This is a genomic window from Streptomyces sp. NRRL S-31 (genome assembly GCF_000718775.1).
Classification (GTDB): Bacteria; Actinomycetota; Actinomycetes; order Streptomycetales; family Streptomycetaceae; genus Streptomyces.
On the sequence record NZ_JOCB01000114.1, the window covers coordinates 12,841 to 31,129 of the forward strand.

The following is an 18,289-nucleotide window of genomic DNA, read 5'->3' on the forward strand; positions in this document are numbered from 1 at the left end:
CGCCCCGTCACCGGCCCCGGGCCGGTGGGCGCCCGGGGCCGGTGGGCGCCCGGGGCCGGTGGGCGCCCGGGGCCGGTGAGCGAGGGCCCGTTCGACCCGGCCACCCCGGCCGACGCCGTACGGGACGTAACGGGCATGCGGTTCATCGCACTGCCGCCGACGCGTGACAGGGCGTGGCCGGCGCCGGACCGGCGCCGCCGTACCCGCCGTCCACCCGGATCGCCGTGATCCCGCTGATGTGCAGGCCCCCGCACCGGTCCTGCGGGAGCACCGGCCGGGGTCCGGCCCCGTCCGGCGGGACGCCGTCGGCGGTGTCGTACGTCCGTGACCCCGCGAACCGGTGGTGCCGGATGCCGCTGGTCGCCCACACGACGCTGACGTCCGCCCGGCGCCGCGGCCGGCACGGCAGGCCGGGCACGGTCAGCCGGGCGGGTCGTACCAGATCGCCGGTCAGGGCCGGTTACGCGAGCGTCACCGTCGACCACCTCCCGCTGGACCGCCCGCCCCGGCATTCCGTACAAGCGCACATGCAAGCTCCAAGTCACGGGTGTGCGGCTCATGCGATGCGACAGAAGACTTACAGCTGGCAGATGCGGCATTATCATCGGCGCACGGCCGATACCCGGCCGCGCCAGAGCACGACAGCCGTTCCACCGGACCCGAGGAGTAGATCCGTGATGACCCGTTCCGTGCGCCGGACCCGGCGGACGCTGAAGCTGGCCGGTGCGGGAGCCGCCGTCCTGCTGGCCCTCAGCGCCTGCTCCTCCTCGTCGGACGCGAAGGGGAAGGAGTCCGGCCCGTCGGACGAGCCGGCCTCCCGGAAGCTGTCGGGCACGGTCACCGTGTTCGCGGCGGCCTCCCTGAAGGAGAGTTTCACGGCCCTGGGCAAGCGGTTCGAGGACCAGCACCCCGGCACCGAGGTCAGCTTCAACTTCGGCGGCAGTGACACCCTCGCCGCCAGCATCACCGGCGGCGCCCCGGCGGACGTCTTCGCCGCCGCCAGCCCCAGGACGATGAAGATCGTGACGGACAAGGGCGACGTGACCGGCACCCCGGCCATCTTCGTCCGCAACCAGCTGGAGATCGCCACCTTGCCGGGCAACCCCGGCAGGGTGACCTCCCTGAAGGACCTCACCAAGTCCGGCCTGAAGGTCGTCCTGTGCGACGAGACCGTGCCCTGCGGCGCCGCCGCGCAAAAGGCCCTGGACGCCGCCGGGCTCAAGCTCACCCCGGTCTCCTACGAACAGGACGTCAAGTCGGCGCTGAACAAGGTGCGGCTGAAGGAGGCGGACGCCGCCGTCGTCTACAAGACCGATGTGAAGGCCGCCGGCGGCGCGGTGGAGGGCGTGGAGTTCCCCGAGTCCGCCGACGCCGTCAACGACTACCCGATCGCGCTGCTGAAGGACGCGCCGAACGCCGGGGCCGCCCGGGCGTTCATCGCCCTGGTACGTTCCGCCGAGGGCCGGAAGGTGCTGGGCGAGGCCGGGTTCCTCAAGCCGTGACCTCGCTCGACGAGCCCGGCGCCGCGGCCGGCCCCCGCACGGGCCGGCCGCGGCGCCGCCTGCGCGCGGGGAGCCGGGGCGGGGTGCCGCTGCCGCTGCTGCTGCCCGGCCTGCTGGCGCTGGCGTTCCTGCTGCTGCCGCTGCTCGCGCTGCTCGTCCGCGCCCCGTGGCGCGGCCTGCCGGAGCAGCTGACCAGCGCCGAGGTGTGGCAGGCGCTCCAGCTGTCGCTGGTCAGCGCCACCGCGGCGACCGCCGTCAGCCTCGTCCTCGGGGTGCCGCTGGCGTGGCTGCTGGCGCGCACCGAGTTCCCCGGCCGCGGTCTGGTCCGCGCCCTGGTCACGCTGCCGCTCGTGCTCCCGCCGGTCGTCGGCGGTGTGGCGCTGCTCCTCGCCCTGGGCCGCAACGGCGTCATCGGCAAGTGGCTCGACACCTGGTTCGGGATCACCCTGCCGTTCACCACCACCGGCGTCGTGATCGCGGAGGCGTTCGTGGCGATGCCGTTCCTGGTGATCAGCGTCGAGGGCACCCTGCGCGCCGCCGACCCGCGCTACGAGGAGGCGGCCACCACGCTCGGCGCGTCCCGCTTCACCGCGTTCCGGCGGGTCACGCTGCCGCTGATCGCGCCCGGCATCGCGGCCGGCGCGGTGCTGGCCTGGGCCCGCGCGCTCGGCGAGTTCGGGGCGACGATCACGTTCGCGGGCAACTTCCCCGGCCGCACCCAGACCATGCCCCTGTCGGTCTACCTGGCGTTGCAGAACGACCCGGAGGCCGCCATCTCCCTCAGTCTCGTCCTGCTGGCCGTGTCGATCGCGGTGCTGGCCGGGCTCCGGGACCGCTGGATGACCACACCATGACCGATTCCCCCTCCACACCCGCCGACGACGCCCGCCCGCCCGCGCCCGGGCGGCGGGGCTCCGGCACGAGCCGCACGAGCGGCACCGGTACGGCCCCCGGTCCGGCCGGGGACCGGCGCCCCGCCCCGCACCCGCGGTCGCACGGGCACCCCGGCCGGCCCGCCGGGCTCGACGCCCGCCTCGTCGTCGACCGCCCCGGATTCCGCCTGGACGTCACCCTGACGGCCGCTCCCGGGGACGTGCTCGCCCTCCTCGGCCCCAACGGCGCCGGCAAGACCACCGCGCTGCGCGCCCTCGCCGGCCTGACCCCCCTCACCGACGGCCACCTGCGCCTGGACGGCACCCCGCTGGAGCACACGCCCCCGGAGTCCCGCCGGGTCGGCGTCGTCTTCCAGGACTACCTGCTCTTCCCCCACCTGTCCGCCCTGGACAACGTCGCCTTCGGCCCCCGCTGCCAGGGCGTCGGCAAGACCGAGGCCCGGACCCGGGCCGCGGCCTGGCTGGACCGCATGGGCCTCGCGGCGCACGCGCACACCAGGCCCCGCCGCCTCTCCGGCGGCCAGGCACAGCGCGTCGCCCTCGCCCGCGCCCTCGCCACCCGCCCCCGGCTGCTGCTCCTGGACGAACCGCTGGCGGCCCTGGACGCCCGTACCCGCCTGGAGGTGCGCGCCGGGCTCCGCCGCCACCTGGCCGAGTTCGAGGCGGTCTCGGTCCTGGTCACCCACGACCCGCTGGACGCCATGGTGCTCGCCGACCGGCTGGTGGTCGTGGAACACGGCCGGATCGTGCAGGAGGGCACCCCCGCCGACGTCGCCCGCCGTCCGCGCACCGACTACATCGCCCGGCTCGTCGGCCTCAACCTCTACCGCGGGCAGGCGGCGGGGCACACCGTGCGGCTCGACGCCGGGCCCGTCCTGACCAGCGCTCAGGAGCTGGCCGGACCGGCCTTCGTCGCGTTCCCGCCGTCCGCGGTGACCCTGTTCCGTGACCCGCCCGCCGATGCCGGCGCACACGGCCCGTGGCGTTTGGAGGTCGCCGGGGTGGAGACGCATGGCGACCGGATCCGCGCCGACCTCACCGGTGAACTGCCCCTCGCGGCGGACCTCACCACGGTCGCCGCCGCCGAGTTGGAGCTGCGCCCGGGTGCACCGGTCTGGGCGACCGTCCCGGCGACGCAGACCCACGCATACCCGGCCTGACCGCACCGGCGCCCTACGGTGGGTGCCCATGACCCTGAGCATCCGCAACCAGCTGCCCGGCACCGTCACCGAGGTCCACCCCGGCGAGGTGATGGCCACCGTCAAGGTCCGGCTGGACGGCGGGCCCCACCTCACGGCCGCCATCACCGTGGAGGCCGTCGAGGAGCTGGCCCTCGCCCCCGGAACGCCCGTCCACGCCCTGGTCAAGTCGACCGAGGTGTCCCTGGCCACGCGCCGGGTCGAGGGCGTGTCGATCCGCAACCAGCTGCCCGGGTCGATCGCCCGGCTCGTCACGGGCGAGGCCGTGGCGTCCGTGAAGGTCGCCACGGCCGGCGGCGAACTCACCGCCGTGATCACCAAGGACGCCGTCGGCGACCTCGGCCTCTTCGTGGGCTCCGACGTCATCGCGCTGATCAAGGCGACCGAGGTGTCACTGGCGACGGGGTAGCCGCCCGCCGGGAACGGCCGAGGGCCCGTCCGTGCGCACGGACGGGCCCTCGGTTCGCTCGCTCAGTCCTCGTACGCGTCCAGCGGCGGGCAGGAGCACACCAGGTTGCGGTCGCCGAAGGCCTGGTCGATGCGGCGCACCGGCGGCCAGTACTTGTCGGCGGCCGAGACACCGGCCGGGAAGACGGCCTCCTCGCGGCTGTAGGCGTGCGTCCACTCACCGCCCAGCGCGGCGGCCGTGTGCGGGGCGTTGCGCAGCGGGTTGTCGTCGGCCGGCCAGTCGCCCGCGCCGACCTTCTCGATCTCGGCGCGGATGGCGATCATCGCGTCGCAGAAACGGTCCAGCTCGGTGAGGTCCTCGGACTCGGTCGGCTCGATCATCAGCGTGCCAGCCACCGGGAACGACATGGTCGGCGCGTGGAAGCCGTAGTCGATGAGCCGCTTGGCCACGTCGTCGACGCTGACGCCGGTCGCCTTGGTGAGCGGGCGCAGGTCGATGATGCACTCGTGCGCGACCAGGCCACCGGGGCCGGTGTAGAGCACCGGGAAGTGCGGCTCCAGCCGCTTGGCGACGTAGTTCGCCGAGAGCACGGCCACCTGCGTGGCCCGCTTCAGGCCCTCGCCGCCCATCAGACGGACGTACGCCCACGAGATGGGCAGGATGCCCGCGCTGCCCCACGGGGCCGCCGAGATGGGGCCCACACCGGTCTCGGGACCGGCCTCCGGCTGGAGCGGGTGGTTCGGCAGGTACGGCGCCAGGTGCGAGCGCACGGCCACCGGACCGACACCCGGACCGCCGCCGCCGTGCGGGATGCAGAACGTCTTGTGCAGGTTCAGGTGGGAGACGTCACCGCCGAAGTGGCCCGGCTTGGCGAGGCCGACCAGCGCGTTGAGGTTGGCGCCGTCGACGTAGACCTGGCCGCCGGCCTCGTGCACCCGGGCGCAGATGTCGGCGACGTGCTCCTCGAACACACCGTGCGTGGACGGGTAGGTGATCATCAGCACGGCCAGCTCGTCGCGGTGCTGCTCGATCTTGGCGCGCAGGTCCGCGACGTCGATCTCGCCGTCCTCGGCGGTCTTGACGACGACGACCTTCATACCGGCCATCACGGCGCTGGCGGCGTTGGTGCCGTGCGCGGAGGACGGGATCAGACAGACGGTGCGCTGCTCGTCGCCATTGGCCCGGTGGTAGCCGCGCACGGCGAGCAGACCGGCCAGTTCACCCTGCGAACCGGCGTTCGGCTGGAGCGAGACCTTGTCGTAGCCGGTGACCTCGGCGAGCCGGTCCTCCAGCTCGTGGATGAGGGTGAGGTAGCCGGCGGCCTGCTCGGCGGGGGCGAAGGGGTGCAGCTGCCCGAACTCGGGCCAGGTGACCGGCTCCATCTCGGTGGTCGCGTTGAGCTTCATGGTGCAGGAGCCCAGCGGGATCATGCCGCGGTCGAGCGCGTAGTCGCGGTCGGCCAGCTTGCGCAGGTAGCGCAGCATCGCGGTCTCGGACCGGTGCTGGTGGAAGACCGGGTGGGTGAGGTAGGCGTCGGTGCGCAGCAGCGCCTCGGGCAGCGTGTCCGCGGCGGTCGCGTCCAGCGCCTCGATGTCGGCCTCGGCGCCGAAGGCCGACCAGACGGCGTCCAGCTGGGCCCGGCCGGTGGTCTCGTCGCACGCCATGGAGACGTGGTCGGCGTCGACCAGCCGCAGGTTGACGCCCTTGTCCCGGGCGGCGGCCACGATCCCGGCGGCCTTGCCGGGCACCCGCGCGGTGACGGTGTCGAAGTAGGCGCCGTGCACGACCTCCACCCCGGCGGCCGTCAGGCCGGCGGCGAGCAGGGTGGCGTAGCGGTGCGTGCGACGGGCGATCGTGCGCAGGCCCTCGGGGCCGTGGTAGACGGCGTACATGCCGGCCATGACGGCGAGCAGGACCTGCGCGGTGCAGATGTTGCTGGTGGCCTTCTCCCGGCGGATGTGCTGCTCACGGGTCTGGAGCGCGAGCCGGTACGCCCGGTGGCCGTCCGCGTCCACGGAGACGCCCACCAGCCGCCCGGGCAGGCTCCGCGCGAACTTCTCGTGCACCGCCATGTAGCCGGCGTGCGGTCCGCCGAAGCCCATCGGGACACCGAAGCGCTGGGTGGTGCCGACGGCGATGTCCGCGCCCAGCTCGCCCGGCGAGGTCAGCAGGGTCAGGGCGAGCAGGTCGGCGGCGACCGTCACCAGGGCGCCCAGGCCGTGTGCCTGGTCGATGACGGGCTTGATGTCCCGCACGGCACCGGAGGCGCCCGGGTACTGGATCAGCACGCCGTTGATCTCGCGCTCGGCCAGCTCCGCCGGGATGCCGGCCGAGAGGTCCGCGACGACGACCTCGACGCCGGTCGGCTCGGCGCGCGTCCGGATCACGGCGATGGTCTGCGGCAGCGCGTCCGCGTCGACCAGGAACAGGCCCTTCTTGTTCCTGCCCATGCGCAGGGACAGCGCCATGGCCTCGGCGGCGGCGGTGCCCTCGTCCAGCAGGGAGGCGCCGGAGGTGGGCAGGCCGGTCAGCTCGGCGACCATCGTCTGGAAGTTCAGCAGGGCTTCGAGCCGCCCCTGGGAGATCTCCGGCTGGTACGGCGTGTAGGCCGTGTACCAGGCGGGGTTCTCCATCACGTTGCGCAGCACGACCGGCGGGGTGAAGGTGCCGTAGTAGCCGAGGCCGATCATGGAGCCGAGCACCTGGTTGCGGTCCGCGAGCGAGCGCAGCTCGGCGAGCACCTCGGCCTCGGTACGAGCGCCCGGCAGGTCCAGGGCATCCGCGTTCTTGATCACGTCCGGTACGGCGGCGGCGGTCAGCTCGTCGAGCGAGCCGTACCCGACCTGCGCGAGCATCTTGGCCCGCGCCTCCTGGTCGGGTCCGATGTGACGCTGCTCGAACGGGATGCCCGCTTCCAGGTCGGAGAGGGGAATGCGGTGGGCGGTCATTGCGGAGGCCTCCTGGTCTGACGCGACCTGCGAGGGGCACCCCGGCACGGGTACCCCGACGGCCTCCCCCTCTGTCATCTCAACCTGAGAGCTTCACCGGGCGCCCGCGGACACCGGCTTTCACCGTCGGTGAGGGCGGGAGCTGTCGACGCCCGCCCTGCTTTCCAGAGTGACCTCGTCCGTGCGGTACGTGAGCCTGAGAGATTCCGGGGAGGAGTTGCTCCTTCGGCGCCTCCGAGGTGGTCGGAGGACTCTCCCGCACGGGGTCAGCAGCCGCTGTCAGCCTACCAGCGAGGTCAATGCCGCATCCTTCGAGTGGCCGCCTCGTTGAATGTGCTCTTTTGTAGTGCTTACGGATGAGGTGCGACCAAGTGGAGGGAGAGGGGCCGTGCAGACCGACATCGATCCGCGCAACCTGATCGGCCGCAAGGCGTTCGACCGCAATGGCACCAAGATCGGCACCATCGACGAGGTGTACCTCGACGACGCCACCGGAGTGCCCGAGTGGGCGGCCATACGCACCGGCCTCTTCTCCCGGGACGCCTTCGTCCCACTGGAGCCCAGCGAACTCGTCGACGGCGCCCTGCGCGTCCCCTTCGAGCGCGCCCTGATCAAGGACGCCCCCGACTTCGGCGTGGGCCGCCACCTCTCCCCCGACCAGGAACTCCAGCTCTACCACCACTACGGCCTCGACGTCGCCCCACCCCCCACGGTCCCGGACCACGACTTCGGCAAGCTCGCGGGCTCGGAGGAGACCTGAGCCCCGGCCCCTCCAGTCCTGCCGACCCCTCCCGCCTCTTCCGCCTCCTCCGCCGTTTCCTCCGGCGTCCCGGGCGCGGCGCGGGGACGGTCGCCGCCGGGCGGACCGTCCCGAGCCGGCGACCGGGCGGCACCGGCCGCCGCCACCAGCGGCAACGGCTCGGCCGACGCCAGCGCGGGGTCGTCCACGAGGAACGTCCGCACCCGGCCCGGCTCGGACAGGGGCGTCTCGAACCGCACGGTCACCCGCCCCAGCCCGCTCCCCTGCACCCACCCGTGCCCGTGCTCGGCGTGCCGCAGGTCCTGCCCCGCCCGCCACTGCCGCTCGGCGGGCTCCGGCCGCTCCACGACGGCCTCGGCCGCACCCCCCTCCGGCTCCTCCTCCGGCGTCACCGGCATCGCCTGCGCGAACAGGTCCTCCTGGGTGTAGTCGGCGAGTCCGGACACCCCCACCCCGAGCAGCCGCACCCCGCCCGTGGTGTCCACGGAATCCAGCAGCCGCGCCGCCGCCTCCCGGATGACCGCGGGGTCGTCCGTGGGCCCCCGGAGCGTCTCGGAACGGGTCAGTGTGGAGAAGTCGTACCGCCGCACCTTGAGCACGATGGTCCGCCCGGACAGCCCGGCCCCGCGCAGCCGCCGCACGCACCGGTCGGCCAGCCGCCGCACCTCCAGACCGACCCGCGACCGGTCGTGGATGTCCACGTCGTAGGTGTCCTCCACCGACACCGACTTGGCCTCCCGCTCGGCCACCACCGGCCGCTCGTCCCGGGCCAGGGCCATCGCGTACAGGGCCTGTCCGTGCGCCTTGCCCAGCAGCCGCACCAGCTCGTCCTCGCCCGCCTCGGCCAGCTCCTGCACCGTGGTGATCCCGGCCCGGCGCAGATGGTCGCCGGTGGCCGGTCCGACCCCCGGCAGGGTACGCACCGGCATCGGTCCCAGCAGCGCCCGCTCGGTCCCCGGCTCGATCAGCACCAGGCCGTCCGGCTTGGCCTGCTCGGAGGCGATCTTCGCCAGCATCTTGGAGGCGGCGAGCCCCACCGAGCCGGTGAGCCCGGTCACCGCCCGGATGTCCGCGCGCAGCCGCTCCCCGGCCCGCCGCGCCGACTCGGCGTCACCGGCGGCTCCCGCGGCCTCCAGATCCACGAACGCCTCGTCCAGGCTCAGCGGCTCCACCAGCGGCGACAGCTCCCGCAGCAGCGCCATCACCTGCTCGCTGATCGACCGGTACAGGGTGAAGCGCGGCACCAGGTACGCCGCGTTGGGCGCCAGCCGGCGCGCCTGCGCCATGGGCATCGCCGAGTGGACCCCGAACAGCCGTGCCTCGTACGACGCGGTGGCCACCACACCGCGTGGTCCGAGCCCGCCCACGACGACCGCCTTCCCGCGCAGGCTCGGCTTGGACGCCTGCTCCACCGAGGCGAAGAAGGCGTCCATGTCGAGGTGCAGGATCGTGGGCGCGTTTCTCACATGTCCGATGCTGCACCACGGCACTGACAATGCGGTGGTGCCGGGGCGCCCGGCGGCGGGTCCGGCGGTCAGACCGCCCGGTTGCGGCGGCGTGCCAGCTCGTCCGCGGGGTTGTGCCCGACGAGGGTCTCGCCGGTGTCGACGCGCTCGCCGTGCAGCTGGGAGAGGGCGTTCTCGACGTCCCGCCACACCACGCCGACGGCGATGCCGAAGATGCCCTGGCCGCCCTGGAGCAGCGCGTGGACCTCGTCCGGCGAGGTGCACTCGTACACCGTGGCGCCGTCGCTCATCAGGGTCATCCGCTCCAGGTCGCGGAAACCGCGTTCCCTGAGGTGCTGCACGGCCGTGCGGATGTTCTGGAGCGACACCCCGGTGTCCAGGAACCGCTTCACGATCTTCAGGACGACGACGTCCCGGAAGCTGTACAGCCGCTGGGTGCCCGACCCGTAGGCGGGCCGTACGCTGGGCTCGACCAGACCGGTGCGCGCCCAGTAGTCGAGCTGCCGGTAGGTGATGCCGGCAGCGGCGCAGGCCGTGGGCCCGCGATAGCCGATCTCCTCGGACGTCATGGACGCCACCCCTCCGCCGTTCGGCACCGCCGTCGGCAGCTGCGGAGCGTGCTCCACCGCGCCGCCGGGATGGGCATGTCCCTCGCCTGGGCGCGGTCGCGAACTCGGGGGCGAGTACGGACCGCTCTCCCCGAAACCGCGTCCGGGGGCACCCCCAGCCGTACCGTCGCCGCTCGTTCCCACGCCGACCTCCGTCCTTGACCTGCCTTCTCGACGGTAGGCAGTCACCAGGGGTGCGTCAACGATCGCCACACTCGCCACGCCGAGTGATAATCACCCTAGGAGTGGTTTCCCGTGTCCCACCGCGGGGAAAGGCTAGCCGAATGCGCTCACGGGGAGCCGTAGGACGCTCTCACTGGCCGGAGGCAATTGCCGGGGCGTCGGCCGCGCGGAGCCGCCGGCCGCACCGGGGAGAACCCCGGCGCGGCCGGCCGGCCGCGCGTCTCACTGATTGCTCGTGCCGAAGTCCTCGGGCGAGATCTGGTCGAGGAACTCGCGGAACTTCTCCACCTCGTCCTCCTGCTCGTCCGGAATGGCGATGCCCGCGTCGTCCAGCACCGTGTCACTGCCGTAGATCGGCGTGCCGGTGCGCAGAGCCAGCGCTATGGCATCGGAGGGGCGGGCGCTGACCTCGACCCCACTGGCGAACACCAGCTCCGCGTAGAAGACGCCTTCCCGCAGATCGGTGATACGCACTTCGGTCAGCTCCTGGCCGACGGCCTCCAGCACGTCCTTGAACAGGTCGTGGGTCAGCGGTCGTGCGGGGGCCATGCCCTGCTGGGCGAAAGCGATCGCCGTCGCCTCCCCCGGCCCGATCCAGATGGGGAGGTAACGGTCGCCTCCCACTTCGCGCAGGAGCACGATCGGTTGGTTGGAGGGCATTTCGACCCGGACACCTACGACATCGAGCTCGTTCACACAGCAACCCTAGGCCGTGCCCGGGACGTTTGGGTAGTCGGGCCGGGAACAGGTGCCCGATCCGGCCCCTCCCCGCCCCCGTCCCTCAGGGCAGCCGGACCCCGAGAGCGGTCTTCACCAGGGCCGCGTGCAGCTTCATCGTGAGGCCCGCCAGCTCCTTCGTACGGGCCTCGGCGTGCGCCCTGGTCTGCGGGTTGCGGTGGCGCTTGAGCGGGGCCACCACCTGGTCGACCAGTCCCGCCTCACGGTCGGCGGCGGCCTTCATGAGCCGCAGGTGGCGCGGCTCGATCCCGAACCGGCCCAGTTCGGCGACGAGGGCGGCCACGGTGACGGCCTCGGCGTCGTACGCCCCGTCCTCCAGGGGAGCGATGAGCCCGTAGGACTCCCACTCCTTCAGCTCGGCCTCGTCGATGTCGGCCGCGGCCAGCAGCTCGGCCTTGCCGACCCTGGCCACCGTGGGGCCCTCCACGGGCGCCGGCACGTCCTCGGCGGTGCGCTGGCGCCCGACCAGGGGCAGCGGGGCGGCCTCGCCCCGCTCCATGGCGTCCAGATGCTCCCGGATCACCTTGAGCGGCAGATAGTGGTCCCGCTGCATCCGCAGGATGTGACCGAGGCGCTCGACGTCCCCGGCGCTGAACTTGCGGTACCCCGACGGAGTCCGCCGCGGCTCCACGAGCCCCTCCGACTCCAGGAAGCGAATCTTGGAAATCGTGACCTCGGGGAACTCGTCGCGCAGCGCGTTCAGCACCGTGCCGATGCTCATCAGCCCGTCCCTGGCGGCGGTACCGCTTCCGGCACCGCCACTCGGTGTTTGAAGCATGGACCTTCCCTGGGAGTCCCCCCCGGCGTTGAGTCCGGGGGCGGGTCAGACGGCCTGCCGGCTCGCGTAGAACACCAGCCGGTACTTGCCGATCTGCACCTCGTCACCGTTCGACAGGGCGACCTGGTCGATGCGCTCCCGGTTGACGTACGTGCCGTTCAGGCTGCCCACGTCGGCCACCGTGAAGGAGCCGTCCGGGGAGCGCCGGAACTCCACGTGCCGCCGGGAGACCGTCACGTCGTCCAGGAAGATGTCGCTCTGCGGATGGCGGCCCGCCGTCGTCAGGTCGCTGTCCAGCAGGAAGCGGCTGCCCGAGTTCGGACCCCGTCGCACGACCAGCAGCGCCGAGCCCAGCGGCAGCGCCTCCACCGCGGCCTGTGCCTCCGGGGAGAGCATCGGCAGCGGCGTCTGGCCGGTCGCCTCGGAGTCGTACGCCTCCAGACCGGAGATCGAGATCGTGGACGTCGTCTCGGAAGCCCGCTCCGGCGCCACCCCGGGACGCAACGGCGCCCCGCAGTTGGAACAGAACCGGGCGTTCTCCGCATTGCGGTTACCGCACCTCGAACACACCAGGACCGACATCGACGGATCCTCCTGCCGCGGCTGCCCCGCCGGGGCGTTGGACGCGTACGGGTTGGCAAACCCTCCACCCGTACCTGAGGTTGACGGTTGCCCGAAACCTATGCCGCCGGACTGGGCAGGGTCAACAGACGCCGCGCCCTGACCTCCCGAAATGTCACCGCCCGGACCAGCGACCTGGTCCCGGAACAGCGGGCGCTGGCCCTCCGCGTCAGGCTGTGCGCGATGACGGGCGGTCGCGTTGTCGCCGCCCTCTCGCGCGCTCTTGCCGAACAACTTCGCAAACAACTTCACGGGCGATTCCCCTTGACCGAAACAGACCCGCCCGTGGGGCAGGACGAACCCTGATTGCCTACACCGGCCGAGCCGGACATTCTCACAACGTCCGTAACCACCAGACAGTTTCCACCACGCACCACCCCTTCGGTGCGCCGACCCCCCGCAACCTCATGCCCCTGCGGGACGGCCACCATGCACCGCCGGTTCACTGGGAGGACGACCGAGCGTAGTCAGGCTGCTTCCCTTGTCGCAAGGCGTCCACGACGATCTTGTCCGACCGCTCCACAACCACCGTGGCCTGCTCCTTCTCCAGGGTCTGCACCACGCCCCCGGGAATGTTCAACGCCGGCTCGAGGTCCTGCGGCTTGCCGATGACCTTGAAACGATACGGAGCGTTGATCTTGTTCCCGTCGACGCTCACACTCTTGCCGGCATCGGTGAAGTAGGTGCCGGCGACCACCCGCACCCCGTTGACCTGGATCGCCTCCGCGCCGGCCGCGCGCAACTCCTGGATCGCGTCGAGCAGCATGTCCGCCTGGACCGTTCCCTTCGTGTCCTCGATCGTCATGGTGATGCCGGGACCCTGCGCCGCCACGGTGCCCGCCAGGATGCCGAGTTGTCTGCCCTTCTCGGCGGTCTGCCTGCGGGCCTCCGCGGCCTGGTCGGAGCTGCTCTGGAGCTCCTGACGCTGCTTCTCGAGTCCCTGCTTCTCGTCCTCAAGACGCTGAGTACGCGAATCCAGTTCATCGAGGATGCGTACAAGATCTTCCTGACGTGCGCCGCGCAGCGCGCTGTCGGTGTCGCTGTTGGACGCCACCTGTACGGCCAGGCCGAAGCCGAGGCCGAACAGCAGCAGCGCCACGATGAGTTGCGCGCGGGTGAAACGCGGCGGCCACAGGCCCTTGACGAGCCGCTGCCGGCCCGTGAGGGGCCGCTCGGCCGGCTCCTGGGCGTCCTCCCCGGCCGCGGCCGCGGGCGCGGGCACCTCGGCTGGCAGTTCCCTGCGCAGCCGGTGGCCGGGATGATGTTCGGTCCGGCCGTTCCGGCCGTTCTGCTGGTCACTCATGGTCGTCACGCCCGGAACACGTGCCGTCGGATCGCCGCGGCGTTGGAGAAGATGCGGATGCCCAGGACCACGACGACGCCCGTGGACAGCTGCGCCCCCACGCCCAATTTGTCGCCCAGGAACACGATGAGGGCGGCGACGACCACGTTCGACAGGAACGACACCACGAAGACCTTGTCGTCGAAGATGCCGTCCAGCATGGCCCGCAGACCACCGAAGACGGCGTCCAGCGCGGCGACGACGGCGATCGGCAGATAAGGCTCCACGACCGCCGGAACCTCGGGCCGGACCAACAGGCCGGCCACGACTCCCACGACGAGGCCCAGTACGGCGATCACGATGTGCCCTTCCCGGTTTTCTCGGACTTCGGCTGTGCTATGCGTACGATCACACTGGGTGCGGCGGGCAACCGGATGTCGCCCTCCGCGGCGATGGTGGCGCGGATGCCGTACTGCTCCTCCAGGGCGTGCAGATACAGGCCGTCGGCACTGTTGCGGAACCTGGTGCTCAGCCTCTCTCCGTCCCCTACCGCCAGCACCGTGTACGGCGGCACCAGCGGCCTGTTGTCGACCAGTATCGCGTCTCCCGCGGCCCTGACCGCGGACAGGGCGGTCAGCCGCTGCCCGTTGATGGAGATCGCCTCGGCTCCGGAGGCCCACAGACCGTTGACCACGCGCTGCATGTCGCGGTCGCGCAACCGGCCGGTGTCGGAGAAGTCCGACGTCTCCCGGGGGTTGGACGCGTCACCGCCGGCGCTGGCCTCCTTGGCGTCGTTCACGACGAGCTTGACGCCGGGGCCGTGCACCGCGGTGGCGCCCGACAGCAGACCCGCCAGGTCCGCCTCGGCGCTGCCGCCGCTCGACTTCAGGGCCGCCCGCTGGCGCGCGCCGACGTCGTCGCGCAGCTTGTCGACGGTGCTCTCCAGCTCGTCCGCGTCCGCGGTCTCGCTGTCGATGCGGTCGATCAGCTCCTGGCGCTCCTTGGCCACCACGGGCGCCGTCACCCGTGCCTGTGCCGCGCCCACGGTCACCACCAGCGCCGCGAGGACGAGACCTGCGGCCAGGCCCAGCCTGGCCCGGAGCGTCTTCGGCAGACCGCTCTCGCCCCGCGACTTCCTCCGGGCGGCGGCCTCGGCGTACCCGTCGTCGAGGCTGTGGTCCATGACGTTGGTGATCAACGACATGGAGGCGTCCGGGCGCTGCGGCCGCGTGGGGCTGCTCCGAACGGGGGGTTGCTGCGGCATGCCGCACATCGTCGCACGTCGCGGGCAGTACCTCCGAACGGCCCCACCGGCGTGCCGGACAGGCCCCCTTGGGGACACTTGTCCGGCACGCGCGCGTGCCGGTGGTTTTCGCCGTCACGGAACGCCGGAAGGCCCGGGAACACCGTACCGGTGTCCCCGGGCCTTCCGCCTGCTCAACGGCCCTTACCGGCCGGCGCTGTCCACGACGGCCGACCACTCGTCCAGCAGCGCCTGCGCGGAGGCGTCGTCGGGGCCCTCCGCCCACAGATGGGTGACGGCCTCGGCCGGATCGGGCAGCACCATCACCCAGCGCCCGTCGCTCTCCACGACCCGCACACCGTCGGTCGTGTCGACATGGCGGTCCCCGGCCTCCTCGACCACGCGCCGCATCACCAGACCCTTGACGGCCCACGGGGTCGCCAGGTCCCGCTTGAGCACGTGTGCCCGCGGGATCCGGGCGTCGATCTGGCTGAGCGTCAGCTGCGTGCGCGCCACCAGCCCGATCAGCCGTACGAAGGCGGCCGTGCCGTCGTACACCCTGCTGAACTCGGGGACGATGAACCCGCCCTTGCCGTCACCGCCGAAGATGGTGCCTTCCTCACCGCCGACGCGCGTGAGGTCGTCCGGCGAGGTGGTGGTCCACTCGACCTGGGTGCCGTGGTAGGCGGCCACCTGCTCGGCGATCCGGGTGGTGGTGACGGGCAGCGCCACCCGCCCGCTGCGCCGTTCGGCGGCCACCAGGTCCAGCATCACGAGCAGCGCCCGGTCGTCCTCGATGATCCGGCCCTTCTCGTCCACGAGCGACAGCCGCTCGCCGACGGGGTCGAACCGCACACCGAAAGCGGCACCCGAGGAGGCCACGATCTCCCCGAGCCGCACCAGCCCGTTGCGCCGCACCTCCGCGGTCTCCGTGGGCCGGGACTCGTCGAGACCGGGGTTGATGGTCAGCGAGTCCACGCCGAGCTTGCCGAGAAGGCTGGGCAGCACGAGTCCGGCGCTGCCGTTGGAGGCGTCCACGACGACCTTGAGGCCGGACTCCGCTATCCCGGTCGTGTCGACGTTCCGCAGCAGCGAGCCGGTGTACGAGTCGAAGACGCTCGCCGGGAAGTACAGGTCGCCGATCTCGCCCGGGAACGCCCGCCGGTACTCCTGGCGCGCGAACACCCGGTCGAGCTTGCGCTGGCTGCCCTGCGACAGATCCGCGCCGTTGCCGTCGAAGAACATGATGTCGACCGAGTCCGGCACACCCGGCGAGGTCCGGATCATGATGCCGCCGGCGCTGCCCCGCGCGGTCTGCTGCCGGGCCACGGGCAGCGGCACGTTCTCCAGGTCGCGTACGTCGATGGCGCTGGCCTGGAGCGCGGAGATCACCGCACGCTTGAGCGCGCGGGCACCGCGGGAGTGGTCACGGGCGGTGGTGACGGTGGCGCCCTTCTTCAGGGTCGTCGCGTAGGCGCCGGCCAGCCGCACCGCCAGCTCGGGCGTGATCTCCACGTTGAGGATGCCGGAGACGCCGCGGGCGCCGAACAGATGGGCCTGTCCCCGCGACTCCCAGATCACCGAGGTGTTGACGAAGGCGCCGGCCTCGATGGTCTTGAACGGGTACACGCGGACGTTGCCCTGGACGATCGATTCCTCACCGATCAGGCACTCGTCGCCGATGACCGCACCGTCCTCGATCCGGGCGGCCCGCATGATGTCGGTGTTCTTGCCGACGACACAGCCCCGCAGGTTGCTGTGCTGCCCGACGTACACGTTGTCGTGCACGACGGCCTTGTGCAGGAAGGCACCGCTCTTGACGACGACGTTCGAGCCGACGACGGTGTGTTCGCGGATCTCCGCGCCGGCCTCGACCTTGGCGTAGTCGCCGATGTACAGCGGTCCGCGCAGTACGGCGTCGGGGTGCACCTCGGCTCCCTCGGCCACCCACACGCCCGGGGACAGCTCGAATCCGTCGATGTCGACGTCGACCTTGCCCTCCAGGACGTCCGCCTGGGCCTTCACATAGCTCTCGTGCGTGCCGACGTCCTCCCAGTAGCCCTCGGCGACATAGCCGTAGACCGGCTTGCCCTCCTTCATCAGCTGCGGGAAGACATCGCCGGACCAGTCGACGGGAACATCGGCCTCGACGTAGTCGAAGACCTCGGGCTCCATGACGTAGATGCCCGTGTTCACCGTGTCGGAGAAGACCTGTCCCCAGGTCGGCTTCTCCAGGAAGCGTTCGACCTTGCCCTCCTCGTCGACGATGGTGATGCCGAACTCCAGCGGATTGGGTACGCGCGTCAGACAGACCGTGACCAGCGCGCCCTTCTCCTTGTGGAAATTGATCAGCTCCGTGAGGTCGAAGTCGGTCAGGGCATCACCGGAGATCACCAGGAAGGCATCGTCCTTCAACGCCTCCTCGGCGTTCTTGACGCTTCCGGCGGTACCGAGTGGCTTCTCCTCATTGGCATAGGTGAGCTCCATGCCGAGCTCTTCGCCGTCACCGAAGTAGTTCTTGACGAGCGATGCCAGGAACTGCACGGTGACAACGGTCTCGGTGAGCCCGTGCCTTTTGAGCAGCCGTAGCACGTGCTCCATGATCGGGCGGTTTGCCACGGGCAGGAGCGGCTTGGGCATGCTAGAGGTCATGGGGCGCAGGCGTGTGCCTTCGCCCCCGGCCATCACGACGGCCTTCATGTCGGAAGCGTCCTCCTCCAAGAGACGACGGTCTAGCCGACTTCACCCGTCCAGATTGTCCCGCACTTTTCCATCGGGGGCCATCGAGGCGTTGTGTGTCCGGACAATCGCCGGGCTCAATCGGCCATGGCGTCCGCGCGAACCAATCGGCGGACCTGAACCACGTAAAGCACTCCTGCCCACCAATAGAGGGTTGTACCCCATCCGGCGAACGCCCATCCGAAAATTGCAGCGAGTGACGCGATCCAACCACTTCCGTCACTGAGGAGCAGGAGCGGGAAGGCATACATCAGGTTGAAGGTGGCGGCCTTGCCGAGGAAGTTCACCTGCGGCGGCGGATACCCGTGCCTGCGGAGGATGCCCACCATCACCAGCAGGACCAGTTCCCGGGCCAGCAGGAGGCCGGTCAGCCACAGTGGCAGGATCTCCCGCCAGGTGAGGCCGACCAGCGTGGAAAGCACGTAGAGGCGGTCGGCGGCGGGGTCGAGGAGCCGGCCCAGGTTGCTGATCTGGTTCCAGCGCCGGGCGAGCTTGCCGTCGAGATAGTCGCTGACCCCGCTCAGGGCCAGGATGAGGAGGGCCCAGCCATCGCTCTTGGGACCGCCGAACTCCGGCCTGAGGATCAACCACAGGAAGAGGGGTACGCCGACGAGCCGTGCCATGCTGAGGATGTTGGGGATGGTGAGGACCCGGTCTGTCTGGACACGGGTCTCCTGGACCTCCACCCGGGGGCCTCCTGTGCGAAACGAGCCAACGATGCCCCCTGACCTTACCTCAACGCAAAAAAGCTCCGGCTCCTGGGCAGTGCCCAGGAGCCGGAGCTGTAAAAGGAGTTCGGCGGCGTCCTACTCTCCCACAGAGTCCCCCCTGCAGTACCATCGGCGCTGTGAGGCTTAGCTTCCGGGTTCGGAATGTAACCGGGCGTTTCCCTCACGCTATGACCACCGAAACACTATGAA

Annotated in this window: 15 protein-coding genes, 1 rRNA gene, 1 pseudogene and 1 riboswitch; of the genes and pseudogenes, 5 read left to right on the top strand and 12 right to left on the bottom strand. The window is 71.4% G+C overall.

Going from position 1 to position 18,289, the window contains the following annotated elements; all coding sequences use genetic code 11:
• The first annotated feature begins 677 nt into the window (after nt 1-677).
• Genes modA through IF37_RS0133175 form a run of 4 tightly spaced genes read left to right on the top strand, consistent with a single transcriptional unit; the run spans nt 678 to nt 4,003 of the window.
• Entirely contained in the window at nt 678-1,502 is an 825-nt protein-coding gene (modA, locus tag IF37_RS0133160) for a molybdate ABC transporter substrate-binding protein (protein WP_030751283.1), read from the top strand.
• The gene (modB, locus tag IF37_RS0133165; RefSeq protein ID WP_030751286.1) at nt 1,499-2,356 is read left to right on the top strand and encodes a molybdate ABC transporter permease subunit; all 858 of its coding nucleotides are present in this window, start codon (nt 1,499-1,501) and stop codon (nt 2,354-2,356) included. The genes modA and modB overlap by 4 nt, the downstream gene beginning before the upstream one ends.
• Nucleotides 2,353-3,555, top strand: a complete 1,203-nt coding sequence (locus IF37_RS0133170) for an ABC transporter ATP-binding protein (protein WP_079166003.1) — start codon at nt 2,353-2,355, stop codon at nt 3,553-3,555. Before modB ends, IF37_RS0133170 begins: the two co-directional genes overlap by 4 nt.
• A 28-nt stretch (nt 3,556-3,583) precedes the next feature.
• Nucleotides 3,584-4,003: a molybdopterin-binding protein gene (locus IF37_RS0133175; protein ID WP_030751291.1), complete on the top strand. Its 420-nt coding sequence runs from the start codon at nt 3,584-3,586 to the stop codon at nt 4,001-4,003.
• A gap of 62 nt (nt 4,004-4,065) precedes the next feature.
• Here the strand turns inward: IF37_RS0133175 and gcvP are convergent, their stop codons facing one another.
• Complete coding sequence (gene gcvP, locus IF37_RS0133180; RefSeq protein WP_030751295.1) at nt 4,066-6,951, bottom strand: aminomethyl-transferring glycine dehydrogenase; 2,886 nt, start codon at nt 6,949-6,951, stop codon at nt 4,066-4,068.
• A gap of 174 nt (nt 6,952-7,125) precedes the next feature.
• Nucleotides 7,126-7,220: riboswitch (glycine riboswitch) on the bottom strand.
• 119 nt (nt 7,221-7,339) lie between these two features.
• Here gcvP and IF37_RS0133185 point away from each other — a divergent pair.
• Entirely contained in the window at nt 7,340-7,711 is a 372-nt protein-coding gene (locus IF37_RS0133185; protein ID WP_030751298.1) for a PRC-barrel domain-containing protein, read from the top strand.
• Nucleotides 7,712-7,851: 140 nt separating this feature from the next.
• On the opposite strand, the pseudogene IF37_RS0133190 reads toward IF37_RS0133185, so the two are convergent.
• From IF37_RS0133190 to rrf, 11 genes and pseudogenes are all read right to left on the bottom strand, one after another.
• Nucleotides 7,852-9,177: pseudogene (locus IF37_RS0133190) on the bottom strand (DNA polymerase IV); the annotation flags it as partial.
• Between the two features lie 68 nt (nt 9,178-9,245).
• Complete coding sequence (locus IF37_RS0133195) at nt 9,246-9,929, bottom strand: MerR family transcriptional regulator (protein ID WP_079166005.1); 684 nt, start codon at nt 9,927-9,929, stop codon at nt 9,246-9,248.
• A gap of 261 nt (nt 9,930-10,190) precedes the next feature.
• A complete protein-coding gene (locus IF37_RS0133200) occupies nt 10,191-10,664 on the bottom strand; it encodes a bifunctional nuclease family protein (protein WP_004934251.1) in 474 nt (157 codons plus the stop codon).
• An 85-nt stretch (nt 10,665-10,749) separates the two neighbouring features.
• Complete coding sequence (locus IF37_RS0133205) at nt 10,750-11,484, bottom strand: MerR family transcriptional regulator (RefSeq protein WP_030751308.1); 735 nt, start codon at nt 11,482-11,484, stop codon at nt 10,750-10,752.
• A gap of 45 nt (nt 11,485-11,529) precedes the next feature.
• Nucleotides 11,530-12,357: an FHA domain-containing protein gene (locus tag IF37_RS42940; RefSeq protein ID WP_216725865.1), complete on the bottom strand. Its 828-nt coding sequence runs from the start codon at nt 12,355-12,357 to the stop codon at nt 11,530-11,532.
• Between the two features lie 190 nt (nt 12,358-12,547).
• On the bottom strand, nt 12,548-13,408 hold the full coding sequence (locus IF37_RS0133215) for a DUF881 domain-containing protein (protein ID WP_030751314.1): 861 nt from the start codon (nt 13,406-13,408) through the stop codon (nt 12,548-12,550).
• A gap of 5 nt (nt 13,409-13,413) precedes the next feature.
• The gene (locus tag IF37_RS0133220) at nt 13,414-13,746 is read right to left on the bottom strand and encodes a small basic family protein (protein ID WP_003988855.1); all 333 of its coding nucleotides are present in this window, start codon (nt 13,744-13,746) and stop codon (nt 13,414-13,416) included.
• Complete coding sequence (locus IF37_RS0133225) at nt 13,743-14,660, bottom strand: DUF881 domain-containing protein (protein ID WP_106981905.1); 918 nt, start codon at nt 14,658-14,660, stop codon at nt 13,743-13,745. Before IF37_RS0133225 ends, IF37_RS0133220 begins: the two co-directional genes overlap by 4 nt.
• Before the next feature lie 174 nt (nt 14,661-14,834).
• Complete coding sequence (locus IF37_RS0133230; RefSeq protein WP_030751322.1) at nt 14,835-17,330, bottom strand: mannose-1-phosphate guanyltransferase; 2,496 nt, start codon at nt 17,328-17,330, stop codon at nt 14,835-14,837.
• A gap of 116 nt (nt 17,331-17,446) precedes the next feature.
• Nucleotides 17,447-18,055, bottom strand: a complete 609-nt coding sequence (locus IF37_RS0133235; protein ID WP_030751325.1) for a CDP-alcohol phosphatidyltransferase family protein — start codon at nt 18,053-18,055, stop codon at nt 17,447-17,449.
• A 107-nt stretch (nt 18,056-18,162) separates the two neighbouring features.
• Nucleotides 18,163-18,279, bottom strand: a 5S ribosomal RNA gene (gene rrf, locus IF37_RS0133240).
• Between the last annotated feature and the right edge of the window lie 10 nt (nt 18,280-18,289).

What these genes read in the sequence shown, in the direction of transcription:
- modA (WP_030751283.1), top strand. Translation starts at nt 678, where the DNA reads ATGACCCGTTCCGTGCGCCGGACCCGGCGGACGCTGAAGCTGGCCGGT.
- IF37_RS0133170 (WP_079166003.1), top strand. Translation starts at nt 2,353, where the DNA reads ATGACCGATTCCCCCTCCACACCCGCCGACGACGCCCGCCCGCCCGCG.
- IF37_RS0133175 (WP_030751291.1), top strand. Translation starts at nt 3,584, where the DNA reads ATGACCCTGAGCATCCGCAACCAGCTGCCCGGCACCGTCACCGAGGTC.
- gcvP (WP_030751295.1), bottom strand. Translation starts at nt 6,951, where the DNA reads ATGACCGCCCACCGCATTCCCCTCTCCGACCTGGAAGCGGGCATCCCG.
- IF37_RS0133205 (WP_030751308.1), bottom strand. Translation starts at nt 11,484, where the DNA reads ATGCTTCAAACACCGAGTGGCGGTGCCGGAAGCGGTACCGCCGCCAGG.
- IF37_RS0133215 (WP_030751314.1), bottom strand. Translation starts at nt 13,408, where the DNA reads ATGAGTGACCAGCAGAACGGCCGGAACGGCCGGACCGAACATCATCCC.
- IF37_RS0133225 (WP_106981905.1), bottom strand. Translation starts at nt 14,660, where the DNA reads ATGTGCGGCATGCCGCAGCAACCCCCCGTTCGGAGCAGCCCCACGCGG.
- IF37_RS0133230 (WP_030751322.1), bottom strand. Translation starts at nt 17,330, where the DNA reads ATGAAGGCCGTCGTGATGGCCGGGGGCGAAGGCACACGCCTGCGCCCC.